The 22915-nt window shown below is 73.3% G+C and carries 22 protein-coding genes and 1 pseudogene; 14 read left to right on the top strand and 9 right to left on the bottom strand.

The window, feature by feature from the left end; genetic code table 11:
- The first annotated feature begins 726 nt into the window (after positions 1 to 726).
- From ACIQI7_RS02045 to ACIQI7_RS02025, 5 genes and pseudogenes are all read left to right on the top strand, one after another.
- Entirely contained in the window at positions 727 to 1119 is a 393-nt protein-coding gene (locus ACIQI7_RS02045; protein ID WP_401103946.1) for a hypothetical protein, read from the top strand.
- Positions 1119 to 2852: an alpha/beta hydrolase gene (locus tag ACIQI7_RS02040; RefSeq protein WP_401103944.1), complete on the top strand. Its 1734-nt coding sequence runs from the start codon at positions 1119 to 1121 to the stop codon at positions 2850 to 2852. The genes ACIQI7_RS02045 and ACIQI7_RS02040 overlap by 1 nt, the downstream gene beginning before the upstream one ends.
- On the top strand, positions 2849 to 3463 hold the full coding sequence (locus ACIQI7_RS02035; protein WP_401103942.1) for a hypothetical protein: 615 nt from the start codon (positions 2849 to 2851) through the stop codon (positions 3461 to 3463). Before ACIQI7_RS02040 ends, ACIQI7_RS02035 begins: the two co-directional genes overlap by 4 nt.
- Positions 3464 to 3572: 109 nt before the next feature.
- Positions 3573 to 4052, top strand: a complete 480-nt coding sequence (locus ACIQI7_RS02030) for a hypothetical protein (protein WP_401103940.1) — start codon at positions 3573 to 3575, stop codon at positions 4050 to 4052.
- Positions 4053 to 4141: 89 nt separating this feature from the next.
- Positions 4142 to 4470, top strand: a pseudogene (locus ACIQI7_RS02025) (ATP-binding protein); the annotation flags it as partial.
- A 376-nt stretch (positions 4471 to 4846) separates the two neighbouring features.
- On the opposite strand, the gene ACIQI7_RS02020 reads toward ACIQI7_RS02025, so the two are convergent.
- Positions 4847 to 5290, bottom strand: coding sequence for a hypothetical protein (locus ACIQI7_RS02020; protein ID WP_401103938.1), 444 nt, complete (start codon positions 5288 to 5290; stop codon positions 4847 to 4849).
- Between the two features lie 455 nt (positions 5291 to 5745).
- Between ACIQI7_RS02020 and ACIQI7_RS02015 the strand changes: the two genes are divergently transcribed.
- A complete protein-coding gene (locus ACIQI7_RS02015) occupies positions 5746 to 6138 on the top strand; it encodes a hypothetical protein (protein ID WP_401103936.1) in 393 nt (130 codons plus the stop codon).
- A 163-nt stretch (positions 6139 to 6301) separates the two neighbouring features.
- Positions 6302 to 7531 carry a trans-sulfuration enzyme family protein gene (locus ACIQI7_RS02010; protein WP_401103934.1) on the top strand — a complete coding sequence of 410 codons (1230 nt, stop codon included), beginning with the start codon at positions 6302 to 6304 and terminating at the stop codon, positions 7529 to 7531.
- A gap of 43 nt (positions 7532 to 7574) precedes the next feature.
- On the opposite strand, the gene ACIQI7_RS02005 is transcribed toward ACIQI7_RS02010, so the two are convergent.
- The gene (locus ACIQI7_RS02005; RefSeq protein WP_401103932.1) at positions 7575 to 9398 is read right to left on the bottom strand and encodes a SpoIIE family protein phosphatase; all 1824 of its coding nucleotides are present in this window, start codon (positions 9396 to 9398) and stop codon (positions 7575 to 7577) included.
- Positions 9399 to 9797: 399 nt separating this feature from the next.
- Here ACIQI7_RS02005 and ACIQI7_RS02000 point away from each other — a divergent pair, with 399 nt between their 5' ends.
- Positions 9798 to 11021, top strand: a complete 1224-nt coding sequence (locus ACIQI7_RS02000; protein ID WP_401103930.1) for an ROK family protein — start codon at positions 9798 to 9800, stop codon at positions 11019 to 11021.
- Between the two features lie 154 nt (positions 11022 to 11175).
- The gene (locus ACIQI7_RS01995) at positions 11176 to 11718 is read left to right on the top strand and encodes a hypothetical protein (RefSeq protein ID WP_401103928.1); all 543 of its coding nucleotides are present in this window, start codon (positions 11176 to 11178) and stop codon (positions 11716 to 11718) included.
- A gap of 32 nt (positions 11719 to 11750) precedes the next feature.
- Here ACIQI7_RS01995 and ACIQI7_RS01990 read toward each other — a convergent pair whose 3' ends face one another.
- The 3 genes from ACIQI7_RS01990 to ACIQI7_RS01980 form a co-directional block, all read right to left on the bottom strand.
- Positions 11751 to 11924 (bottom strand): hypothetical protein, encoded by a 174-nt coding sequence (locus ACIQI7_RS01990; protein ID WP_401103926.1) that lies wholly within the window; start codon positions 11922 to 11924, stop codon positions 11751 to 11753.
- A 17-nt stretch (positions 11925 to 11941) separates the two neighbouring features.
- Positions 11942 to 12820 (bottom strand): nuclease, encoded by an 879-nt coding sequence (locus ACIQI7_RS01985; RefSeq protein ID WP_401103925.1) that lies wholly within the window; start codon positions 12818 to 12820, stop codon positions 11942 to 11944.
- A gap of 185 nt (positions 12821 to 13005) precedes the next feature.
- Positions 13006 to 14241: a PucR family transcriptional regulator gene (locus tag ACIQI7_RS01980; protein ID WP_401103923.1), complete on the bottom strand. Its 1236-nt coding sequence runs from the start codon at positions 14239 to 14241 to the stop codon at positions 13006 to 13008.
- Positions 14242 to 14652: 411 nt separating this feature from the next.
- Between ACIQI7_RS01980 and ACIQI7_RS01975 the strand changes: the two genes are divergently transcribed.
- Genes ACIQI7_RS01975 through ACIQI7_RS01960 form a run of 4 tightly spaced genes read left to right on the top strand, consistent with a single transcriptional unit; the run spans position 14653 to position 19195 of the window.
- Complete coding sequence (locus ACIQI7_RS01975) at positions 14653 to 16188, top strand: flavin-containing monooxygenase (protein WP_401103921.1); 1536 nt, start codon at positions 14653 to 14655, stop codon at positions 16186 to 16188.
- Positions 16181 to 17116 carry an alpha/beta fold hydrolase gene (locus ACIQI7_RS01970; RefSeq protein ID WP_401103919.1) on the top strand — a complete coding sequence of 312 codons (936 nt, stop codon included), beginning with the start codon at positions 16181 to 16183 and terminating at the stop codon, positions 17114 to 17116. The genes ACIQI7_RS01975 and ACIQI7_RS01970 overlap by 8 nt, the downstream gene beginning before the upstream one ends.
- Positions 17100 to 18494: a flavin monoamine oxidase family protein gene (locus tag ACIQI7_RS01965; protein ID WP_401103917.1), complete on the top strand. Its 1395-nt coding sequence runs from the start codon at positions 17100 to 17102 to the stop codon at positions 18492 to 18494. Before ACIQI7_RS01970 ends, ACIQI7_RS01965 begins: the two co-directional genes overlap by 17 nt.
- On the top strand, positions 18491 to 19195 hold the full coding sequence (locus ACIQI7_RS01960; RefSeq protein WP_401103916.1) for a transporter: 705 nt from the start codon (positions 18491 to 18493) through the stop codon (positions 19193 to 19195). The genes ACIQI7_RS01965 and ACIQI7_RS01960 overlap by 4 nt, the downstream gene beginning before the upstream one ends.
- Positions 19196 to 19634: 439 nt before the next feature.
- Here ACIQI7_RS01960 and ACIQI7_RS01955 read toward each other — a convergent pair whose 3' ends face one another.
- The 4 genes from ACIQI7_RS01955 to ACIQI7_RS01940 all read right to left on the bottom strand — a co-directional run bounded on the left by ACIQI7_RS01955 (position 19635) and on the right by ACIQI7_RS01940 (position 21928).
- Positions 19635 to 20030: a hypothetical protein gene (locus ACIQI7_RS01955; RefSeq protein WP_401103915.1), complete on the bottom strand. Its 396-nt coding sequence runs from the start codon at positions 20028 to 20030 to the stop codon at positions 19635 to 19637.
- Between the two features lie 179 nt (positions 20031 to 20209).
- Positions 20210 to 21115 (bottom strand): ketopantoate reductase family protein, encoded by a 906-nt coding sequence (locus ACIQI7_RS01950; RefSeq protein ID WP_401103913.1) that lies wholly within the window; start codon positions 21113 to 21115, stop codon positions 20210 to 20212.
- Between the two features lie 52 nt (positions 21116 to 21167).
- Positions 21168 to 21404, bottom strand: coding sequence for a hypothetical protein (locus ACIQI7_RS01945; protein WP_401103911.1), 237 nt, complete (start codon positions 21402 to 21404; stop codon positions 21168 to 21170).
- On the bottom strand, positions 21401 to 21928 hold the full coding sequence (locus ACIQI7_RS01940) for a hypothetical protein (protein ID WP_401103910.1): 528 nt from the start codon (positions 21926 to 21928) through the stop codon (positions 21401 to 21403). Before ACIQI7_RS01940 ends, ACIQI7_RS01945 begins: the two co-directional genes overlap by 4 nt.
- Positions 21929 to 22147: 219 nt before the next feature.
- On the opposite strand from ACIQI7_RS01940, the gene ACIQI7_RS01935 reads away from it, so the two are divergent.
- Positions 22148 to 22912, top strand: a complete 765-nt coding sequence (locus ACIQI7_RS01935) for an ABC transporter ATP-binding protein (protein WP_401104537.1) — start codon at positions 22148 to 22150, stop codon at positions 22910 to 22912.
- The last annotated feature ends 3 nt before the right edge of the window (positions 22913 to 22915 follow it).

Raw genomic sequence — 22915 nt, 5'->3', positions numbered from 1 at the left:
GCCGGGGCCGCGCCCGAGAGCGCCCGACGCGCGTTGACCGCGGCTGTTCCGGGTTCATGGGGCGGGGAATCGTTCAGGTACTCGTCCACGGACGCGCGAGGGGGCGGGTGTAGAGGGTGGCCTCGATACCGGCCCTCGGCCACCGGGGTCGAGCAACCTCCGGGCCAACCGCAACGCGTCGTGGACCGTCTGCGTCCGCGCGTCCAGTCCCTGCGCGACGGTGACGGGACCGGCGGCCGGGAACAGCTCCGCCCGCCAGGCGTCGGCAACCTTCACCCCGCCGACGGACAACGGCGCCGACCACCAGCAGCCCGGCCGTGACCCGGCTCGCGAACATCCTCGGGTCCGACCGCGCACCCTGTCGCCTCGTCAAGGCACCGATGCTGCCCGGTGCCTACGCCCCGTCGCATGAGTACCCGTAGTCGCCCCGTCCTCCGGGATCGGGAACCGCAACGGCGGTGAACCGGCCGGACGGCGGAGCCGGCGCACCGGCCACCCGATCAGGGACCGGCTCGCCCGGGCTCGCCGGCGCGGCTGACCCGCTGACACCGCAGCCCGGACGAACGGCTGAAGTCGCCTGGGAGGCCGTGGGGGTGCGGCGCATCTGCTACGGTCACCCTGCGCGAATAAACGGTCACACGTACGAGTCGTGCGAACCGCATCGCACTCGCAGTCGAAGCGGTGTGCGGCATCACGCGGCTCGCACGACAGGGGGGACGAACATCCATGAACGCGTACGCGAACTCGGACGGGCCGGGTGGGCCCTACGCCGTTCCGTCCGCCGCACCGACGGCCGGGCCGACGTTCGGGGTGAACCCGGCGGACCTGGACGCGGCGGCGAAGGCCGCGAAGGAGACCGGTGAGGCGATGCCGAACGAGCTCAAGGCCATCCACGAGCCCTCGGACAAGGCCGTCTCCGCTCTGTCGGGTTGGCGTGTCGGGGCGTCGCTGCAGAACTGCACGGCCGCCTGGGAGGAGTGCCTGAAGAGTCTCGCCACGGAGGTCGACCAGGTCAGCCTGAAACTGAGCCAGACAGCGGCCGGCTACCGCAACGCCGACAGCAACGGCGCCGCCGGCCTCAGCCCGTCCGGCGCCGGAGCCTCGCAGGGGGGAAGCTGATGGTCACCCTCGCCCAACTGCGAGACACCAACCTGGCCGGCCTGGGGCCCGCGGCCACCGCCTACGACACCCTCGCCGTCAACTTCGGCAAACACGTCCAGACGATGCAGCACGAGGTCACCAAGCACGTCTTCAACGCGAACTGGGTCGGCAACGCCGCCGGCGCGGCCAACGCCTCGCTGCAGCGCACCAGCACACGTCTGGACGCGGCACACACCGAGATGTCGGCGGTCTCCGGGCTGCTGCGCGAAGCCCTCGACAGCCTCCTGCTGGCCCAGGCCAAGCTCAAGGAGGCGCTGCAGGACGCGAAGAACCTGGGCCTGACCGTCTCGGACGACGGGGCGGTGAGCTGGCCCGCACCGTCCAAGACCGAGCAGAACGACCCGGGTTACAACATCCCCGAGCGGGCGAAGGCGCTGGCGGCCCGGATGTCAGCAGCCGTCGCCGAAGCCGACAACGCGGACCAGAAGATCGCCGCCCTGCTCGACGCCCTGACGGCCCGGGCACGCAACGGCACCGGGCTGGAGATCGAAAAGGCCGCCGCCGACCTGAAGGCCGTCACCCAGCAGGGTGTCGATCTGATGACGGCCGGATTCCCACCCGCCGGGACCCCGGCCACCGACGTGAACTCCTGGTGGAACAGCCTGCCCCCGGACGAGCAGCAGCACCTCATCCAGGCCTACCCGGACCTCCTGGGCATGCGTGACGGCATCCCGGCAGTGGCCCGTGACCAGGCCAACCGCATCCAGCTGTCCCACCTGATCGACGCCTACGAGCACAAGCCCGGCCTGACGGACGACGAGAAGCAGAAACTGGACGGCTTCCGCGCGATCAGGGACAAGCTGAAGGTGCACGGGGAGCAGCCGCCGCCGATGTTCCTGATCGGGGTCAGTGAGGAGGGCCAGGGCCGCGGCATCCTGTCGTACGGCAATCCGGACACCGCGAAGAACGTCAGCGCGTACGTCCCGGGTCTGGGCACCACCCTCGCCGACGTCGCCAACAAGGACGGCGACCGCGCGTACAACGTGTGGAAGGCGACGCAGAACGCCGATCCCACCGCCTCGGCCGCCTCGATGGTCTGGCTCGGCTACGACCCGCCGCCGGGTCTGGGCAACCTCTCCGAGGGCGATACCCGGCCTCTCGAGGTGACGGACACCGACCGCGCCGCCAAGGGCGGTGCCGCCTACGACAAGTTCATGTCGGGCCTTCGCGCCACTCACGAGGGCCAGGCCGCTCACCTGGTCGCCCTCGCCCACAGCTACGGCTCGACCACGGCCGGCATGGGTGCGCAGATGCCCGGGGGGACCGGCGCCGACGACATCATCCTCATCGGTTCACCTGGGACCGGCGCGCAGAACGCCTCGCAGCTGAACATCGATCCCGGCCACGTCTGGGTCGGAGCCGCGGACAGCGACCCCGTGAGCCACCTGCCGTCCCCGGCCCGCGTTGCGTTCGGCAGCCTGTACCCCGCCATGGGGCCTTACGCCGACGACCTGTACACCGCGGCCGGCGGCCCTCCCAACCAACTGTGGTTCGGCCAGGACCCGGCCGGCAAGGAGTTCGGCGCCAACCGGTTCGCCGTCCCGATCGGACTGCCGCAGGATTCCCACTCCACCTACATGGAGAAGCCGAACCCGAACGCCGGCCCGTTCGACAACGCGGTCTCGAGCAACAACATCGGCCAGATCGTGGCCGGCAGGTATGCGAACGTCACCAGGCAGGACCCGCGATGAGCACATCCCCGAACAAGCCGTTGCCGCGACGCCTGGCCGCGTCCGCCGTACCCGGGGCGCTCGTGTTCGTCCTGACGGCCTGCGGTGCCGTCACCGACGTGGCACAGCCCAAGGCGTCCGCCTCCCTGGTGCCGCCTGAGCAGGCCGTGCGGCGCCTCGACGCCCTCCTCGAGGACTCCCTGTCGCAGGTCCAGCCACGTCCGCGGTACTGGGACGCCTGGCCCCGCTCCACCGAGCAGGCGGGTGGGATCAAGGACCGTTCACTGGGCTACGCCACCGCCACACGTGACCGCCACATCATGACGAAGATCGCCCCGGCCAAGTACGCGGCCCTGCTTGACATGGTCGGGCAGGGCTGGAAGGCCAAGGGCTACACCGTCGCCACCCCGGCCGGCTCCGCCCTGCCGACCCTGGCCGCCCGGACGCCGGACGGCAGCAGCATCACCGTCACCGTCTTCGAGTTCGGCAACATCGACATCAGCGCGGCCGTCCCCCACATCCCCGTCATCCGCGACCGCGACCCGTTCGGCACCCCCACGCCCGACCCCGTCGCGGCCAACGGCAACCTCGACGTCCTTCCCCGGTACGACGACCCGTTCTGGTCGCACTGAACCACGGGAAGCGTGGTGCCGACCCGCGTCCTCGGGGCCGCCACGCGCGTGGGCGCGACCGCGCCCTGTCCTGTCCGAGGCCCGCTCCCTCATCGTCAGAAGGCTTCACATGACTCCCGAACAGGCAGTCCAGGCACTCGATGCGCTCCTCGACGAGACGGTGTCGGCACTCCGTCCCCGTCTTCGCTGCTGGGACGGCTGGCCGCGCTCCGTCGAACTGGCCGCCGGTCCCGACGACGGAGCCCCGAGCTACGCCGTCGCCACTCGCGACCGCTATGTCATGACCAGGGTCTCCCCGGCCAAGTACGGCGCTCTGCTGGGCATCACCGAACGCACCTGGCAGGCCCGCGGGTACACGATCACCTCCGTCAACCCCCATCAGCCCGCCATGTTCGCCGCCACCGGCGCCGGGTACGGCCTGTGCGTGCTCTTCGGCGCCGCCGGGAACATCACCTTCCAGGCCACCGTGGGCCCCATCCCGGTCATCCGCGACCGTGACCCCTTCGGCACCTACGTGCCCGAGCCGACCCTGCCCAACGGCAACCTCGACGTCATTCCCCGGTACGACGACCCGTTCTGGTCGTCCTGAGCGCCTGCCGTGCCAGAGCGTCCGCGGACCTCCACCGGCCTACCCGTGTGTGCACGGCCCACTCGCCGTCGCCGTTCCCCGGGACAAACCCCCTCCGGCTCCTCGGCCCGGGCGCTGCTGCCCTCGGAGGCAAGTCCCGCCTGCTGATCGCGCTCGGCACCGAGGTCGCGTGGCCGGTTTCCGGGTCAGGTACATGGTGGCCACCAAGCTCGTCAACGAGCTGGCCGTGGCCGCCGACCAGAAGCAACTGGTCACGTCCATCGCCCGTTACGGCCGCGTCGACCTGCTCCGCATCGATGAGCTGGGCGACGTGGAACTCGACCCCAGGGTCGCCGAGTTGCTCTTCCAGGTGCTGGCCGAACGGGAGGAGAAGAACGGCGTGGCCATCGTCTCAAGCGAGTCGTTCGCCAACTGGACTGCGGCGACCGGTCCTGGGACTGCTCGCGGGCCTGCCGCGGAAGGACTGCTGAACCATCGCCGCATGGGACGGAGAGAAGGTCCCGATGCCGTGCATCACCTGCTGAGCCATGTCGAGCGGGACGCCGAAGCCGTCCGCGACGAACCTGTGCGACTACGTGGTCGAGTACCGACACGAGGACCACGCGGTGCTCACAGCCGACGGGACCTGCGACGTGAACAAGCGCATCCACACCGTCGGCATCCAGCACCCATTCCAGGTACTGCGAACCCCCGGCCAGCACGCGTCCGGGGCCGGGAGGACGTCTGCGACGGCAGCTCTACCGGCCGCGGTCTCGGAGCCCGTCTGACGGGAGCTCGATAGCCGGCCAGCCGCCTCAGAACGGAGGGTCGTCGTGGAAGGGGCCGGTCACCGGTTGAGGCGGCCGGGGACTGTGCTGTCGCAGGAGGGCCACGGCCTCGTCGATCCGGCCGAGGTCGATGAGGTAGCCGGCCAGGACGCCGAGATTGACGGGGGCGTGCTGCTCAAGGACGGCGACGGCCTCCTCGGTGCGTCCGGCGTCGGCCAGGAACTGCGCGATGTGCTCGGCCGCGTACCAGGTGTCCCCCTCGGGGTGAGCCCGGGCCCGTGCGACTGCCGCGTCGACGCCCGCACTGGCGGCTGTCAGCGGCAGCCGCATCCAGAACAGCTCCCACTCCTCCTTGCCGCCGCGGCCGGCCTTGGGCTCGTCCAGGTGGGCCAGGCCGTCCTCGGGGCGGCCGTGGACGGGGCACAGCTCGGACAGGGCGTGGAGAACCCAGCACCGAGCAGCCGCGCCCACTCACGCGCGCAGAACCACTCCCCGCACCCCGCCCACCGGTCCAGCACGTCGGCGCAGCCTCGTTCGAGAAACCGGGAGACCAGATCCGGCGGAATGCAGCCGGACTGCGTCCGGGCCCGATAGTCGAGATCAGCGGCGTCCATGACGGCGAACCGTATCCGCCGTCCCTGACATCGGATCACCACCACCGGCAACCTCGAACCACCGCGCCAGGCCGGTGTGGCGAATTCGGGGCTCCGGGGAACCCGGGCGGCCGGACTCGACGTCATCCTCCGCGGTTGCCATGCGTGCCCGTCGGAGCGGCGGGGGCGGGTGGCCCGCGGCCGGAGGCGATCCGGGCAGGGCCGGCGCTTCGGATTCTTACACTGCTGTAGAAGAGCAGTGGAGCATACTGGGCGCGGATGGGAAGACCAGCTGGTCAGACCATGACTGCCTGGACTCGTATGAGGAGCACGATGACTGATCGGATCGCACGTTCGATAGCCGGCGCCCTGGTGGCCCTGCTGGCCGCCGTCGGCCTCACCGCCGCGGCTTCGGGCGCGGCGGCGGTGGCCGCACCCCGCACCGTCGCGGCCGCCGTCGCGAACCCGGGCGCGGCAGGCACGCAGGGCGCGGGTGCCGAGGCGGTGGACTCCGGCCGGGAGGTCCGCACCGAGGCGCGCGCCGCGGCCGCCGTCGACGCCGCTCACCTCGCGTCCAAGGACGAGAAAAAGAAGAAGAAGAAGGGTTTCTTCGCCAAGCTGGGCAAGTTCCTGCTGGTCGTGGTCATCCTGCTCATCGTGCTCGTCGTGCTGCTGATCATCGGGATCGTCTACGCCGCCAAGCGGATCTTCAGTCGACGCAAGTAGCCGGGGCGGGGCCGCAGGCGAGAGGTCCGCGGCCCGTACGCGGCCGCGACGGTGCGTTCGTCGCCGCCCGCAGGGCGGTGGAGCCGGAACGACCACCCGACCAGGGCCACTTGACGGCGATTGGCCCTGGTCGGGGCGCCGGGGCCGTCCGAGGATGAGCGCCATGAACGACTTCCACCCCGACGGGGCCCCGCACGCCACCTCCGGTACGAACGACGGGCTGCGCCCCGAGAGCCGGGTCGTCCACCCGCCGCTCGCCGAGGTGACCGGCAGCCGTCCGCTCGGCGTCCCGCTGCACCAGGGCCACCTGTTCGCCTTCGACACCAGCGACGCGCTCACCGAGGCCCACGGCGGACCGGACGGCGCGTTCTTCTACAACCGCTTCGGCAACCCCACCGTCCGCTCGCTGGAGCAGGCCGTCGCCGGACTGGAGGGCGGCACCGGCGCCCTGGCCACCGCCTCCGGCATGGGCGCGATCAACACCGCGCTGCTCGCCCTGCTGCGCGCCGGCGACCACGTGATCGCCCAGCGCAGCCTGTACGGTGGCACCGTCAGCGCGCTGACCGACCTCACCGAGCGCTGGGGCGTCGAGGTCACCTACGTGAGCGGCGACGACCCCGCCGGGGTGGATGTCGCGCTGCGGCCCACGACCCGGGTGCTGCTCCTGGAGACCGTCTCCAACCCCACCACCCGGGTCACCGACCTGCCCGGGCTGATCGCCGTCGCCCGGCGGGCCGGGGTGGTGAGCGTGGTGGACAACACCTTCGCGACCCCACTGCTGTGCCGCCCGATCGAGCACGGGGCGGACATCGTGATCCACTCCGTGACCAAGTACCTCGGCGGGCACTCGGACGTCCTCGGCGGGATCGCCGTCTTCGCCGACCCGGAGCTGTACCGCCAGGTCTGGCGGCGTTCGCTCGAACTCGGCGCCTCCGCCGACCCGTTCGCCGCCTGGCTGACCCTGCGCGGCATGCAGACCCTCGCCCTGCGGGTCCGCCGCCACTGCGAGACCGCGCTCGACCTGGCCGGCCGGCTCGCCGCCCACCCCGCGGTCGCCGCGGTCCACTACCCGGGCCTGCCCACCCACCCCGACCACGAGCGCGCCCGCCGCCTGCTGCCCGACGGCCACGGCGGGGTCCTGGCCTTCGACCTGGCCGGCGGGCGCGAGGCGGCCGCGACGTTCACCGAGTCCGTCCGGCTCGCCTCGCTCGCCCCCTCCCTGGGCGACGTGCACACCCTGGTGCTGCACCCGGCCAGCACCTCCCACCGGCAGCTGTCGGACGGGGAGTTGGCGGCGGTGGGCATCGGCCCGGGGACGGTGCGGGTGTCGGTCGGCATCGAGCACCCGGAGGACATCTGGGCGGACCTCCGGCAGTCGCTGGCGCAGGTGTGAGCCCGGAGGGGGAGCCGGCAGGGCCCGGCCGCCCGGTGGTCCGTCAGCGCTGCCGGGGCCGGGCCACCAGGAGCGCGATGTCGTCCTCGACGGCGTGGGCCGGGGTCAGGGCTTGATCCTGAGCCTGAGCCGGGGCGAGCGAGGCGAGGACGGCGTCGAGCAGGTCGTCGAGGTCCCCGGTGGCGGGCAGGCGCAGGGCCGCGAGGCGCCCCAGGGAGACGTCGATGTCCTCGCCCCGGCGCTCGACCAGGCCGTCGGTGTAGAGCAGCAGGGTCTGCTCCGGCAGGAGCGGGTGGGCGGTCTGCTGGTAGCCGCCGAGCCCGGTGCCGAGCGGTGGGCCGGTGGGGACGCGCAGCAGCTCGGTCGGGCGGTCGGGGGCGATCAGGGCGGGCGGCAGGTGGCCCGCGCTGGAGAAGGTCCAACGGCCACGGCCCGGGTCGGCGAGGGCCAGCAGGCAGGTCGCGGGGCGGGCGGAGTCGTCGGCCGAGACGACGTTGTCGAGCTGACGCAGGATCCGGTGCGGGGGCAGGTCCATCCCGGCGAGGTCGCGCAGCGCGGAGCGGTAGTGGCTCATGTCGACGGCGGCCTCCACGCCGTGCCCCATGACGTCGCCCATGGCAAGCAGGGTGCGGCCGAACGGCAGCCGTACCGTCTCGAACCAGTCGCCGCCGACCACCGAGGCGCTTCCGGAGGGCAGGTAGCGGGAGGCGAGGGAGAGGTTCTGGTGCGGGTTGCCGGGCTCGCTGAGCAGCGCCCGCTGGAGTTCCAGGGCGATGCCCTGGGAGCGGGCGAAGCGGCGGGCGTTGTCGAGGGCGGTGGCGGCCCGGGCGGCGAGGTCGCCGAGCAGGGCGGCGTCCTCCGGGGTGAAGGCCGGGGTGGCGGCGGTGCGGCCGAGGGTGAGCAGCCCGATCAGGCGGCCCCGGGCGGCCAGCGGCAGGACCAGCACCGAGGCCGTCCCGGTCGGGCAGATGTCCTCGGGCCCGGGCTCGGTGAGCACGGCGACGCCGCCGGCCAGGCTTCGGGCGGCGGCCGAGCCCTCCCGGTGGCGGATCGATTCGCCGGGCCGGGGCAGCCCGGCGAGGGCGGCGGTCAGCGCGGGTGCGGACCGGGCGCCGACGCGGTGCAGCCGCCGGGGCACGCCGTGGCCCGCCCGGGCGGGTTCGGCCTCCGGCGGCAGGACGTCCACGGTGGCGAGGTCGGCGAGCCGGGGCACGGCGAAGGCGGCGAGCTCGGCGCCGGTGGTGCCGAGTTCGAGGGTGGTGCCGATCCGCTCGGTGGCGGCGTCCAGCAGGGCGAGCCTGGCCCGGGCCCGTTCCAGCTCGCGCAGCCGCTCGCGGGCCGGGTCCGGGTCGTCCAGCACGACGACGACCACTCCGGTGGTCCGCCCGGAGTGCCCCAGCGCCCGGTAGCGCACCCGTAGACCGGGCGGTACGGGCGCGCCCGCGCCGTCCGGGCCGCCGGTGGCGTGCTCGCGGTCGCGCCCGTCGGCGAGCACCCGGCGCAGGATGCCGAGGGCACCGGCGAAGGCGGTGGTTCCGGCGGCCCGGCCGAGCAGGTCCGCGCGGCGCAGCCCGGTGGCGGTGGTGAAGGCCGCGTTCAGGTACCGCCAGCGCAGCCGCTCGTCGAGCAGCGCGACGCCGACCGGGGCGGCGGCGAGGACCTCGCGCAGCCGGTCCGGATCGTCGTCACCGCCGCGACCGCCGCCGCTGTCACCGCCGCTGTCGTCACCGCCGCGATCACCGCTGCTGTCACCACCGGTGATCGCGCCGAGTCGCGCGGCGAGGGCCGCCGCGGCCGCCGCCAGGGACCGGGGATCCGGTTTCGCGGGCCGCGGACCCTCCGCTCGGGTGCCGTGCCGGAAGTGCATACGTCCATGATCACGCGCCCGGGCGCGGCACGCCCACAGGTGGGCGGAACGTTGACCGGCCGGAGACGGTGCTGTAACGGAGCGCGCCGCCGGTTCCGAGCGGTCGGCTCCGCGGCGACCCGCGCCGCGCGGGCGGCCCGCTCCGGTCGCCCGCGCGGTCGTGTGGATACGGCAGGCGAACAGCGGATGATCACCGGTCATACTTGGGCGGCGGCGCCCGGCCCCGGACGCCGCCGGCCGGGCCGGGCCCACCCGCCGTACCGTACCGACCGGGCCAAGCCGTACCGACCCGGCCGTACCGTGCGGACCCGACCGACCCGACCGACCTGATCGACCGACCAAACCGACCAGACCGACCAGACCCGACCCGCGCCCGCAGACCCAGACCGGAGGAACCCGATGAGCCCCCACCAGCCGACCAGTCGACCGGCGGCCGGGGCCCCCGGAGTGCCGTGGAACCGGCAGCGGCTGCGCAGCAACAACGAGTGGCTGCTGCTGGAGCTGCTGCGCACAGGTGGCGGTTCCTCGCGCGCCCAGCTGGCCCGGGACACCGGCCTGTCCAAGCCGACCGTCTCGGCCGCGCTGGCCGAGCTGGAACGGGCCGGTCTGGTCCGCGAGGCCGGGCGGCTGGCTCCCGAGCGCGGCCGCACCGCCGTGCTGTACGAGGTGGACCCGACCGCCGGGCACGTGCTCGGCGTGGACATCGGCCGGGCCCGGCTGAGGGTCGCGGTGGCGGACCTGGCCGGGACGGTGGTCGCCCGCCGGGACGTGGCCAACCGGGGCCGCTCGGCGAACGCCGTCGCGGACGCCGTGGTCGCCGCCGCGCACGAGGCGATCGCCGAGGCGGGCCCGTCCGCCGGGGACATCGTGCACGCGGTGATCGGCACCCCGGGGGTGTGGGACGAGCAGCGTCGCGGCGTGCGCTACGCCAGCAGTCTGCCCGGGTGGGGAAGGCCGGGGCTGTTCGACCGGATAGCGCAGGGCCTGGGGACGGCCGTCTCGGTGGCCAACGACGCCAACCTGGCCGCGCTCGGCGAGTACACCCTGGGCGCCGGGCAGGGCAGCCGGATGTTCGCCTACCTGCTGGTCGGCACCGGGCTCGGGCTGGGCGTGGTGAAGGACGGCGAGCTGCTGCTCGGCGCGCACGGCGCGCTGGGCGAGATCGGCCTGGTCCCGCTGCCCGGGCGGGCCGGAGAACCGACCGTGACCGTCGAACAGGACGCCGCCGCCGACGCCGTGGTGCGCGCCGCCCGGGACTTCGGACTGGACGGGGACTCCCCGGCGCGGCAGCTGACGGCGAAACAGGTGTTCGAGCGGGCTCGGGCGGGGGAGGCCGCAGCGGTCCGGGCGGTGGAACGGGAGGCCGAGCGGCTCGCCTACGCGGTGGCCGTGCTGTCGGCCGTCCTCGACCCGGACCTGGTGGTGCTCGGCGGCGGGATCGGCAACAGCGCGGACCTTCTCCTGGAGCCGCTGGAGCAGGCCCTGCACCGGCTCGCCCCGATGCGCCCGATGCTCGCGCCGAGCCTCCTGGGGGAGGAGGCGGTGCTCCTCGGTGCGGTCTCCACGGCCCTGGAGACCGCCCGCCCCGAGGTGTTCGAACGCCGGACGGCGGGGCTTCGCTGACGGACGGTCAGCGGGCTCGGGCGGCGCCCCGTGGCGACGCCCGGGGGCCGGAAGGTCTCGATCTGCGAACGAGTGGGAGTTCCGTGGACGGTGCGTGTGCGATTGCTGTTTCAATCGCACGACTCGTCCAAACGGAACGGAGCGTTCTCCTCCCATGACTTCACGGATACCCGGTCGCCGTCGGGTCGGCCTGGCCGGATTCGCCGGACTCGTCCTCACCGTCGGTCTGGCGCTGACCGGTTGCGACCCGTCGGCCGCCGACGGCGGTGCCAAGGCCTCGGCCACGCCGACCGTCGCCGCCACCACCGCCCCGGCCGCGCCGACCACCCCGCCGGTGACGTCCGCCGCGCCGCTCCCGGCCCCGGCCGGCACCCCGCCGGTCCAGCCGGCGCCCCCGGCGCCGGTGGTCACGCCGCCCCCGCCCGCAGAGCCCCCGGCCCAGCCCAGCGCCAAGCCGCAGCCGCCCGCCACCAAGGCGCCGCAGCCGAAGGTGACCACCGCCCAGCCGCCCACCGACCCCGAGCCCCCCGCGGCGGCCGGAGCCGGAACCGGGTGCGAGATCCGCTCGAACGCGGGCAACTGCTACGAGGCGGGGCAGTTCTGCCGCACCGCGGACCTGGGCAGGAGCACCCACGACGCCGGCGGCCGGATGATCTACTGCCGGATGGTCAGCGGCAAGCCGCACTGGCAGGCCTGAGCCGCCCGTGCCCCGGCCCCCGCTTCGCTCGCTCAGGGGTGCTGGGGCCCCTGGCCGTACCCGCCGGGCCGGGGCGGCCGGGGTGCGGCGGAGCCGGGGTGGGCGGGCGAGGAGGCGTCGCCGGGAGGCGTCGGGGAGCCGGGCGTCGAGCGGGGGGTGCCGGTGAGGTGCTCGGAGAGGCCGCGGACGTCGTCGGCGGGTGGCACGGCGGGTGTCCTCCGGCTCACTTCTCGACGAAGACGATGTCCTCGATCCGGGGGCGCAGCTTGATCGTGTCGCCGATGACGTCGATGATGCGGTGCAGGCCCTTGGTCGAGTTCCTCTGCTCGGAGAGGAAGTACTCGTCGTCCCCGCCGGCCAGGAAGGCGGGGAGGTGTTCGAGGGACGGCCCGAAGAGCCGCAGGTAGTCGGCCACGCGTCGGAACAGCTTCGGCATGATGACCAGTTGGTCGGTGAGGGAGCTCAGGTCCCCGATCGTGGCGCCGCTGTGGGTGACGTCGTTGGCCCAGACGCTCTCGGGTGCCTTCTCGGCCCGCGCCCGCTGGGCGGTGGCGGCCATGTCGAGGCGCAGTTCCTTCGGCAGGTTCTTGTAGAACGTCGGGTAGACCAGGCCGCGGGAGAGCAGTTCGTGGTTGGCGGTCTGGTGCAGCATCGGCACGTCGACCCGCAGGGCGGTGCCGCTCGCGACGTCCGGGATCGGCGCACCCTTGCCGACCATGGCGACGCAGCGCCCGTAGGTGTCGGCGCCGCTGGTGAGGATGAACCCGGAGACGGCCTCCGGGGTGGCGGAGGTGACCTTCTCGTCCGCGCCCTGCTCGACGTCGGTGAAGCCCAGCCAGGTCAGCAGGGCGTCCCGGGCGGCGTGCGCGCCCAGGTCGAGCGGCTGGTGCACGAAGTCGGGACCGACGCCCTGGAAGTGGGTCTCCAGCGCGTCGATCCCGTCCAGCCTCAGGTTGGCGCCGCCGTGGTCGTCCGGCTTGACCTTGTGCTCGCCGGGTAGTTGGGACCAGATGGTGATGTCGTCGGGAAGGAAGTGGACGGTGTCGCCGTCCGGTTCGAAGTCCTTGATCTGGTAGGTGCCCTTGATGAGGGTCATGGTCATGGATTGCCTCCCGTGGTCGAGTCGCCACCCATTGTGATGCGCTTCGTGGGCAAACGGCGGCACCGCCCCGTCGGCGCGTTGGCCGGTCCGGCGCCGTGCGGTGGCCCACCGGGGCGGGTCCGGCCGCGCCGGTGGCCGGCAGCTCCAGGAAGCCCGGAGTACCACGACGGCCCCGCGCCGCGGGTTCAGCTCGGACCGGTCGCGACGATGTCAGGAGCGATGTCCAGCACGAGGAGCGCCGCCGCGACGTGGGTCGGGTTGTCCTCCACCTTGACCGCCGAGAGCTGGTTGGCGCGGGACACCCGCCGTTCGACGGTGTTCCGATGAGCGTAGAGGTCGGCGGCTGCACGGGTGGTGCTGAAGCCGCACTGCAGGTAGGTGAGGAGTGCCTGCCGAAGTGCGGTGTCGGCTTCGGCCAGCGGCCCCAGGGTGCTGGTCACGAACCGGCGGGCGCCGGCACGGTCCTTCGTGAGCGCGTCGATCAGCTCGACGTCGGCGTAGGCGGTGACCCGCCGGTCGGAGCCGAGCCGGACGACCAGCGCCTGCGCGGCGAGAGCGTCCTGGTGGCTGGACCTGAAGCCTTCGAGGCCACGTCCGGGCCTACCGACGGCCGCGCGGACCTCGCCAGCCGTCGTCACGGCGTTCTCCACGTGGTGGAGGTCCGGGACGGCCGACCCCGAGAGCCAGACCCAACGCGACGTGGCGCTGGCACGCGCGACCAGGGCGCTCCGGCCCGCGGCGGCGGCGCGCACGGCCGCGATCGCCCCGTCCAGCGCGTCGACCCGCAGCGGGTCGTCGATCCACAGCACGAGACCCACGTGCCACCGCGCCATCCGGTAGTGGAGGCGCTCCTCGGCGAGGTCCTCCGCCATCGGCGCCCCGCCGGCGATCAGTTGGATCAGTGCGACCGCACCGGCGTCCGCGTTTCCCATCGCGGCGGCGAGGCCGGCTTCGCGCAGGGCCTGGACCGAGTCGAGGGCGTACTGCACCAGCGACTTCGCCGACACGTCCAGGACGCCCACGAGAAGGTCGCGGTCGGCGCAGTGCGCCGCGCATTCCTCCAGCCACCGCCGCCATCCGATCCCCAGTGCCACGCGCCAGGCGCCGGCGAAGTCGGGCGCGATGCCACGGGAGACGAGGTCGTTGATGTACGCCGTGGTCCTCGGGCCGACGTAGGGCTCCACCCGCCGCCCCGGTCGCTGGATGTTCGCCGTCAGCCATTGGACCAGGTCGGACCGGTTGAGCAGGCGATCCTCCTCGACCAGGGACGCGTCCGCGAGGAGGGCGGGATCGTTCTGGGCCACGAGGGCGGGCCCGGCGAAGGCGTCGGCCAAGGACTCCGTCTCCGTCAGCAGGCGCTGACACAGTGACCTGATCGCATCGGCGACCTCGGGGGAGGGCGGGGCCCACAGTTCGTCCATGTCTGAAGTCTGTTCCTGATCCCGAGGAGCCGGCGCTCCCGGCATGTGCCGCTTCCTGAGCCAGTCGGAGCGTGGCCTCGCCGGCGTTTCCGTCCCGATGCTCCTGTTGAGTCCGCGATGTGCTGCTCCTGGTCGACGCCGCAAACCTCTATCACGGCGGTGGGGCCACCACAAGGGATGCGGCGGGGCCGACCGCTTCGGAGCGGCCCCGGGGCCCGGCTTCCCGAAGGACCGGCGAGACCTCGGACGGGGCGGCGCTCGCCTGTCGCGGACCGCCCGGGGCAAGCGCTGCCGGGCCGCTGGTGCATCGTGCACCGGCCCCGGTGCGAAGCAGGTGCGCGCTGTCGTTCCCGCCGGGGGCCGTGGCTGGTGACAGTGAGGTCACCACCGCGGGAACAGCGAGGAAACGCCATGACAACTGAGGTGCCCGACGCCGCCGAGGAGTTCGACGTCGTCGTCATCGGAGCAGGGATCTCCGGAATCGGTGCGGCCAGCTACTTCAGCCGGGAACTCCCCGGCAAGTCCCTGCTCGTGCTCGAGGGCCGCGACGACATCGGCGGCACATGGGATCTCTTCCGCTACCCGGGCATCCGCTCGGACTCGGACCTCCACACGTTCGGCTACGAATTCAAGCCGTGGCGCCACGAGGCCGCGATCGCCGATGCGCCGCTGATCCGCGACTACCTCCGGGAGACGGTCGAGGAGAACCACCTGGGGCCTCTCATCAGGCTGCGCCACCGGGTCGTCCGGGCCGCGTGGTCCTCGCCCGACTCGCGGTGGACCCTCACCGTCGAGGCGGCCGACCCCGCCGGCGGAGGGACGGTGACCACGACGATCCGTGCCGGATGGGTCTTCGCCGCCACCGGCTACTACCGGTACGACGAAGGGTTCTGCCCGGAGTTCCCGGGACGCGACGACTTCGAGGGCACGATCGTCCATCCGCAGCACTGGCCCGAGACGCTCGACCACAGCGGCAAGAACGTCGTGGTCATCGGCAGCGGCGCGACCGCGATCACGCTGGTGCCGGCGATGGCCACCGGGCCCGGTGCCGCCCGGCACGTGACGATGCTGCAGCGCACCCCGACGTACGTCCTGGCGCTGCCTCGGGTGGACAAGGTCGCCCTGGCGCTCACGAAGGCGCTGGGGGAGGAGCGCGGGTACGCCGTGACGCGGTTCAAGAACATCTGGCTCGACCGTGCCGTCGTCAAGGGACTGCGCACGTTCCCCAAGGCCGGGCGCCGGCTGATCCGGCGCGAGAACCTCAAGCGGCTGCCCAAGGGGTTCGACGTCGACAAGCACTTCAACCCGCCGTACGACCCGTGGGACCAGCGGCTCTGTCTGGCGCCGGACGGCGACTTCTTCGACGCGATCAAGGAGGGTCACGCCACCGTCGTCACCGACACGGTCGCCCGGTTCAGCGGCCGCGGCGTCGTACTGAGCTCGGGCGAGGAGCTGGAAGCCGACATCATCGTCACCGCCACGGGCCTGAACCTGCGGCTCTTCGACGGCATGCCCATCGTGGTCGACGGCCGCGAGACCGACGTCGCGGACTCGGTCTGCTACCGCGGGATGCTGCTGAGCGGGATCCCCAACTGGGCGATGGCGATCGGCTACACCACCTCGTCCTGGACGCTCAAGGTAGGCCTGATGTGCCGTTACTTCATCGACCTCGTCCGGCACATGGACGCTCACGGATACGACCGGGTGGTTCCGGTCGCGCAGCCCGGGACGGAACGCAGGCCCGTGATGGACCTGCAGGCCGGCTACGCCCGGCGCGGCGAGAAGGTCCTGCCCAAGCAGGGCGTCGAGAAGCCCTGGCGGATGGCGATGTCCTACCCCGAGGACGCCAGGGCGCTGCGCGGACCGGTGGCCGACGACAACCTCGAGTTCGGCGCCGCCCGGTCGGTCGCGCACCTGCGCGGCGGGAGGCGGGCGACCCGTGGCTGAGGCGAGCGGCGCGGAGGGCGCCGACCAGTACGCGGCCCTGCCGTCCGGGATGACGATCTGCTTCCGCGACCACGGCGACAGGACCGGCCCCGCCGTTCTGCTCGTCGCCGGGATGGGCGAGGACCTCACCTTCTGGACCGACTCGTTCTTCGGCTCGCTCGTCGCCCGGGGCTTGCGGGTCGTCGCGATCGACAACCGCGACGTCGGCCGGTCGACGTTCGTCGCCGCACCCCCTCCCGCGCTCTGGCGACAGATCGCCGCGCGCCCGCGCGCCGACGCCTACGCACTGTCCGACATGGCCCGGGACGCCGTCGGCGTGCTCGACCACCTCGGGATCCCGCGGGTGCACCTGGTCGGACGGTCGATGGGCGGGATGATCGCCCAGACGATCGCGGCCACGGCGCCCGAGCGCGTGCTGTCGCTCACGTCCATCTACTCGACCACCGGGGCGAGGAAGGTGGGCCGGCCGGCCCTGTCGACGATCCGGCTGCTCGCCGCCCCGCCGGCGAGGACCAGGACCGAGGCGGTCCGGGCCCACCTGCGGATCACCGGGCACATCGCGGGAACGGGGTACCCCATCGACGACGCGGCCGAAGCGGCCATCGCGGCGCGCGGCTGGGACCGCAGCGCCGGTGACCAGGCGGCCGGAGTGGCGCGCCAGATCCAGGCGATCCAGCGCGCCGGAGACCGGACGGCCCAGTTGCGCAGGATCACGGCGCCGACGCTGGTCATCAACGGCGACCGGGACCTGCTGGTCGACCCGAGCGGCGGCGCCGCGACCGTGCGGGCGATCCGCGCGGCCCGGCACGTGGTCCTGCCCGGCATGGGCCACCACATCCCCGAGGCCCTCGTCGGCCCCGTCACCCAGTACATCTCGCAGCACGCCGCCCGCGTGGGCGAAGGAGGAAACCATGTCCGCAACTCCTGAGCGCGGCTCCACGGGTACCGCGGTCGACGTGGTGGTCGTCGGTGCCGGCTTCGCCGGCCTGAGCGCCGCCGAGCGGCTGGCGGGCGAGGGGCGGTCCGTCCTGGTCGTGGAAGGTCGCGACCGGGTCGGCGGCCGATCGCTCTCCGGCGAGGTGGCAGGCGTGCGGGTCGACCTCGGAGCGACGTGGGTGGCACGGCGCCACACGGCCGTCCGCGACCTCGCGAGCCGGGTCGGCTGCAGCACGACCGGCCAGTTCGACCAGGGGCGCAACGTGCTGTGGATGGCGGGTCGGCGCCGCACCTACAGCGGCACCGTTCCCAAGGTCTCCCCCGCGGCCCTGGTGGACATGGCCCGCGTGCAGACGGCACTGAACAAGCTGGTCGCGTCCGTCGACGTGGACGCGGCGTGGGAGTCGCCCGGGGCCGGGCGGCTCGACGCCGTCTCGTTCGGCGAGTGGCTCGACCGGAAGAACGCGCTGCCCAGCACCCGGGCGCTGATGACCGTCGTCAGCAAGGTGCAGTGGGGCTGCACACCGGGGGACGTCTCCCTGCTGCACGCCCTGCGCTACATCCGTGCGGCGGGCGGGATCGATCACATGCTGGACGTCGAGGGCGGGCAGCAGCAGGACCGGTTCGTCGAAACCACCCAGGAGATCGCCAAGCGGTTGGCGGACCGGCTCGGCGACAGCGTCCGCCTGGCCACACCGGTGCGCCGGATCGCACAGGACGGCCACGGCGTCACCGTCGGTACCGACTTCGGCGAGGTCCACGCCAGGTACGCGATCGTCACGGCCCCGCCGGCGCACCGCGCCGACATCGAGTTCGACCCCGCTCTGCCCGAGCAGGCCGAAGGGCTCTCGAGGACCTGGCGCATGGGCGTGCTGAGCAAGGCCTTCGCCGCCTACGAGGAGCCGTTCTGGCGGGCAGGCGGACTCTCCGGTGAGGCGCTGACCGACACCGGCACCGTGTTCATCACCTTCGACGTGTCACCGTCCCCCGGCGGGCCGGGTGTTCTGATGGCCTTCTGCGATCCGCGCGTCTTCGACGGCTTCGACCCCGAGGCCCGGCGCGGCCGCGTCATCCGGCAGCTCGTCGACCTCTACGGTCCGCGGGCCGGCACCCCGATCGACTACACGGACCACTGCTGGGGATCGGAGCCGTTCGCCCCGGGCGGACCCAATCCGGCCGTCGCCCCCTTTGCGACCGTGAGCTACGGCAAGGCGCTGACCGAACCCCACGGGCGGATCCACTGGGCCGGTACCGAGACCGCCGGCGAATGGGCCGGCACCATGAACGGCGCGGTCCTGACGGGCCAGCGCGCCGCCGAGCGCGTCGCCGCCCTCCTGTCCCGCGACGTCCGGGAGGGGGCGCCGAGATGAGGGAAGCGCTGTTCCTGCTGGCCGACCTGTGGATGATCTTCGCCGGCTACTTCTACGGGTGGAGGTTCATCCGCCGGTACGGCAACCACCTCCTCGGTCTCGAGTGGATGGTCGTCGCCACCTCGGGCAGCAACTTCCTGCTCTGGTCGCTGCTCGGGGCCGACGGCGGCAGCGTCCTGTACGACGTGGCGTACTTCTTCGACGCGTTCTCCAGATCGGTCGGAATCACGCTCATCCTGGTGATGGGCCTGAGGAGGGTCACCCATCGCTACCGGCCGGGCCTCGCCGTCGACGTCGGCGTGTTCGCGGTCGCCGTGGTGGCCGGCCTGTTCCTCCGGCGGTTCCACGGCGCGGACCTCCGCACCGACCACGCCGCGTTCGCGGTCGCCGTGTTCTACGTCGTCGTCAACCTCCTGACGGCCGTCTTCCTCGGGTACTTCGTCAAGCGGCTCTGGGACGCGGGCGCGAGGGGGGCGGCGATCCGGACGGCACTGGTCACGGCGGCCGGGACCACCATCGCGATCACCTACGACTTCCTCCCCCTGCCGTTCGACGACGCCAACCGCACGATCTTCTACACCGCCGCGCTGGCCACCTGGGGCACTCAGGGATTCGTCTACTTCCGTGCCTACCGAGCGCTGCACGACCACGTCGCGGCACCGGTCGCGCGGCAGACCGAGAAAGCGGTCGCACGGCCATGAGAATCGACGACATCGACCACAGCACCTTCACCGGCTGGATCGACCCGCCCACGGACGTCCTCCCGAGCCTCGACGGCGACCTCACGTGCGACGTCGCCGTCATCGGCGGCGGCCTGGGCGGCATGGCGACGGCCCTGCGTCGCGCCGTGCTCGCGTCATCGGCGCAGGTGTTCGAACGGCTGATCAGTCGTCGTTCGTGTGCTGGTCAGCCGTCGCGAACCGGTAGGGCCGATCGAGCTGGTCGGCCGGTCGGGCCGTGTGAACCGCTATCTCCCCGACCTCGCGGTTCGCGTCCGTCGATATGTGACCCCCCACCTGCCCCGGGCCAGGCCGTGTGTTCCCCGGCCTGGCCCGGTCCACCTTCCCGGAAGCCCGTACCGGGCGCGCGTCGGTCCGGCCGGGAGCCGGTGGAACGGGCGGCGGGGGCGCGCCGGGTGCGTCAGGCGTCGGCGCAGGCCTTCCCGATGTCGCCGGCGGCGTCGGTGATCGGCTTGAAGTCGGGTTGCCTGCCCTTGGCGACGCGGTCGATGGCGTCGTTGACGGCCTTGGAGAGCCGGTCGGTGGCCGCGTCGACGTCGCCGTCGCCGTCCTGGCGGAACTTCTTGGCGTCCTCGGCGACCTTCCGCAGGGCCTCGACGGTGTGGGTGCGGCGGCTCTCGTCGGCGAGCTGTCCGACGTTGATCGCCGAATCGGCGAGGTCCTGGACGTCGCCGGTGAGGCTGATCGCCCGCTTCCCGCAGTCGAGGGCCTGGTCGGCGTCGCAGGCGGTGAACAACGGGGCCGCGAGCAGCAGTGCGAGCGTGGCGGCGGCCAGACGGTACGGCTTCCTTGTCATGTCTTAATCCCTCCCGCCGTGTCAACGCCCTTCCGCCGTGCGGAGGTTCCGGAGGATCGCGTGAACCGCAGGGAAATTCTCCGCTCGTCGTAGGAATGTGATGTTCCGTCAATTGGCGGCGGATGTCACGGCGTTCACCCCACCGGTGTCGGCCGGTGGGGTGAACGCCCGGTCGGGCCCTACTGGTCGGCGGGCGCGGACAGGTCGCGGACCAGGCGGCTGACGGTCGGGACGGCCACCCCGTGCGCGTCGGCCGCCCGCAGGACGGCGCCGCCGATGGCGTCCAGCTCGGTCGGCCGGCCGGCTTCCACGTCGCGCTGCATCGAGGACTTCATCGTCCCGGGGATGCGGTCGAAGGAGGCGAGCAGGGTCTGCGTGTCCGCCGGTGCGCCGACCGCCCGGGTGACGGCGCCGATCTCGTCCAGCACGGCGAGGAGTTCGGCCCGGTGCTCGGTGCGCACGGTGCCGATCCCGCTCGCGTGGCGGGTTGTGAGCAGCGCGAACGGCGCGAGGAAGGCGAGCTTGCTCCACAGCATCGCCGTCTCGTCCTCGCGCAGCGTGACGTCCAGCCCGGCGTGCCGCAGCCGCTCGGCGAACCCGGCGACGGGGGAGGAGGGTTCGGCGGTCGCGCCGAGCTCGACGGTGGCGAACGGACTGGTGTGCTCGATCCGCCCGGGCGCCGTCCGGGTGGCCTCGACCCGGATCGTGCCGGCCACCACCCGACCGGCCGGGTAGCGCTCACGCAGCACGGCCATGTGGTCCAGGCCGTTGAGCAGCGGCACCACGATCCCTGCGCCGAGTGCCTCCGGGGGCATCCGGTCGAGCGCGGCGGCCAGCGCCGTCTCCTTGACCGTGACGAAGGCCGCGTCGACCGGCTCGCGCAGCTCGGTCGCGGCCTCGACCCGGGCGGTGAACTCGCCGAACCGGGCGCTGCGGACGTGCAGTCCGTCCCGCGCGACGGCGGCGGCGGTCTCCTCGCCGGCCAGGCAGACGACCCGGTGGCCGTCGCGGGCGAGCAGCCCGCCGATCAATCCGCCGACGCCGCCCGGTCCGAGGACGGCGACGGTGAGGGGCGTGGTGGTCATGGTGACTCCCGTGGGTGGATGAGGGAACGGGTGGAGCGGAGGGCGGGCGCGGTTACCGGGCCTCCCGGTGGAGGCGGCCCTCCAGGCCGTCCGGGCCGAGGAAGCCGTTGCCGTAGCCGTAGTCGAAGTCGAAGTCGAAGTCGAGGACGTACGGATCGCCCTGGTAAGGGGCGTCCGCGAGGGCGAGGAGGTACCGCCGGGGCGCTGGGACCCGGGCCCGGCCGCCCGGGTGGGACGGGTCTCCGTCGAGGTGGTCGTGCGCGTGGTAGCCGTCCGGGAGCGGGATCACGCGGTGGCCTCGGCGGACGTGGTGGGGGCGGACAGGGAGACGAAGTCGAAGGTGAACGGCTCGGGGTGGCGCGGCTTGCGGCCCGGGGCGGTCGGCCGGCGCCGGGCGCCCGGCGCGCGGTGGAGGTGGAGCGCGTCGTGGCGCAGGGTGCCGCCTACGGGGTCGGGCACCGGCAGGCCCTCCGCGCGCAGCGCCTCGACCAGCTCGTGCGCCGGCCAGCCCAGCAGGTCGATGCCGTGGTAGCCGACCGGGCAGGCCGGCCGGTCGTCGCTCGGGTTCCGGCCGACCACGACGCTGCCGAGGCGGTCGCGCTCGTCCGCGCAGAGCGTCACGCCGACGCCGGGCAGCTCCAGGAACAGTGCCCAGCGGCAGCCGCAGACGAAGGTGTCCCGCACCCCGCGGGGCAGCAGTTCGCCGTGCGGGGCCAGTAGCGCACGCACCTCCGCCTCGGCGAGCCCGAAGCGGAGCTCGGGCAGCGGGGCGGGCAGCCGGACGCCGCGGCCGGGCAGCAGGTCGATGGTCACCGAAACATGATCGCCCGTCGGGCGGGCGGACCGGGAGCCGGGGGTGGGCCCGGCCGGAACGGGGCGGCCGGGGGAGCGCGCGCCGGGCCCGACGGTTCCGCGACCGGTCCGAGGGGGTGTGGCACCACCTGCGGGGTTCGGTTTTCCGAACCCCGGATTCGGGTGCCAGCACAATCGATCTCCCGGCCCCGGACGCCCACGATGGAGGGCATGAACGGGATGACGACAGCCGCCGCCACGGCGGCGCACGACGGGGGGACGGGCGCGGCCCTGAGCGCGACCGGGCTGCACCGGGAGTACGGGCGGGGTACGGCGGCCGTACGGGCGCTGCGCGGCGTCTCGGTGGGCTTCGCGCCGGGGACGTTCACGGCGGTGATGGGGCCGTCGGGCTCCGGCAAGACCACCCTGCTGCACTGCCTGGCCGGGATGGACCGCCCGACCAGGGGCAGCGTGCGGTGGGGCGGCACGGAGGTGTCCGGGCTGCCCGAACGGCGGCTGGCGGAGCTGCGCCGCACCCGGGTGGGGTTCGTGTTCCAGGCCTTCAACCTGATGCCGGCGATGACGGTCGCACAGAACGTCGAACTGCCCGGACGGCTGGCCGGGCGGCCACCGGAGCGGGCCCGGGTGCGCGAGGCGCTGGGCCGGGTCGGGCTGGCCGGGCGCGAGCGGCACCGGCCCGGGCAGCTGTCCGGCGGCCAGCAGCAGCGGGTGGCGATAGCCCGGGCGCTGGTCTCCCGGCCGGAGGTGCTGTTCGCCGACGAGCCGACCGGAGCGCTGGACCGGGCCACCGGGCAGGAGATCCTCGAACTGCTGCGGGCGGGCGTCGACGCCGACGGGCGGACGTGCGTGATGGTCACCCACGACCCGGTCGCCGCCGGGTACGCGGACCGGGTGCTGCTGCTGGCCGACGGCCTGCTGGTGGACGAGCTGGCCAGGCCGACGGCCGCGCAGGTCGGCGAGCGGCTGAGCCGGTTGGGCGGGTGAGCG

The organism is Kitasatospora sp. NPDC092039, from assembly GCF_044756065.1.
GTDB lineage: Bacteria > Actinomycetota > Actinomycetes > Streptomycetales > Streptomycetaceae > Kitasatospora.
Note: the sequence above shows the minus strand (reverse complement) of the source record. Positions and strands in the feature narration are given on the sequence as shown.

What these genes read in the sequence shown, in the direction of transcription:
- ACIQI7_RS01965 (WP_401103917.1), top strand. Translation starts at nt 17,100, where the DNA reads ATGTCCGCAACTCCTGAGCGCGGCTCCACGGGTACCGCGGTCGACGTG.
- ACIQI7_RS01950 (WP_401103913.1), bottom strand. Translation starts at nt 21,115, where the DNA reads ATGACCACCACGCCCCTCACCGTCGCCGTCCTCGGACCGGGCGGCGTC.
- ACIQI7_RS02040 (WP_401103944.1), top strand. Translation starts at nt 1,119, where the DNA reads ATGGTCACCCTCGCCCAACTGCGAGACACCAACCTGGCCGGCCTGGGG.
- ACIQI7_RS02045 (WP_401103946.1), top strand. Translation starts at nt 727, where the DNA reads ATGAACGCGTACGCGAACTCGGACGGGCCGGGTGGGCCCTACGCCGTT.
- ACIQI7_RS01935 (WP_401104537.1), top strand. Translation starts at nt 22,148, where the DNA reads ATGACGACAGCCGCCGCCACGGCGGCGCACGACGGGGGGACGGGCGCG.
- ACIQI7_RS02030 (WP_401103940.1), top strand. Translation starts at nt 3,573, where the DNA reads ATGACTCCCGAACAGGCAGTCCAGGCACTCGATGCGCTCCTCGACGAG.
- ACIQI7_RS01995 (WP_401103928.1), top strand. Translation starts at nt 11,176, where the DNA reads ATGACTTCACGGATACCCGGTCGCCGTCGGGTCGGCCTGGCCGGATTC.
- ACIQI7_RS01960 (WP_401103916.1), top strand. Translation starts at nt 18,491, where the DNA reads ATGAGGGAAGCGCTGTTCCTGCTGGCCGACCTGTGGATGATCTTCGCC.
- ACIQI7_RS02035 (WP_401103942.1), top strand. Translation starts at nt 2,849, where the DNA reads ATGAGCACATCCCCGAACAAGCCGTTGCCGCGACGCCTGGCCGCGTCC.
- ACIQI7_RS01975 (WP_401103921.1), top strand. Translation starts at nt 14,653, where the DNA reads ATGACAACTGAGGTGCCCGACGCCGCCGAGGAGTTCGACGTCGTCGTC.
- ACIQI7_RS01980 (WP_401103923.1), bottom strand. Translation starts at nt 14,241, where the DNA reads ATGGACGAACTGTGGGCCCCGCCCTCCCCCGAGGTCGCCGATGCGATC.
- ACIQI7_RS01955 (WP_401103915.1), bottom strand. Translation starts at nt 20,030, where the DNA reads ATGACAAGGAAGCCGTACCGTCTGGCCGCCGCCACGCTCGCACTGCTG.
- ACIQI7_RS02010 (WP_401103934.1), top strand. Translation starts at nt 6,302, where the DNA reads ATGAACGACTTCCACCCCGACGGGGCCCCGCACGCCACCTCCGGTACG.
- ACIQI7_RS02000 (WP_401103930.1), top strand. Translation starts at nt 9,798, where the DNA reads ATGAGCCCCCACCAGCCGACCAGTCGACCGGCGGCCGGGGCCCCCGGA.
- ACIQI7_RS02005 (WP_401103932.1), bottom strand. Translation starts at nt 9,398, where the DNA reads ATGCACTTCCGGCACGGCACCCGAGCGGAGGGTCCGCGGCCCGCGAAA.
- ACIQI7_RS02015 (WP_401103936.1), top strand. Translation starts at nt 5,746, where the DNA reads ATGACTGATCGGATCGCACGTTCGATAGCCGGCGCCCTGGTGGCCCTG.
- ACIQI7_RS01985 (WP_401103925.1), bottom strand. Translation starts at nt 12,820, where the DNA reads ATGACCATGACCCTCATCAAGGGCACCTACCAGATCAAGGACTTCGAA.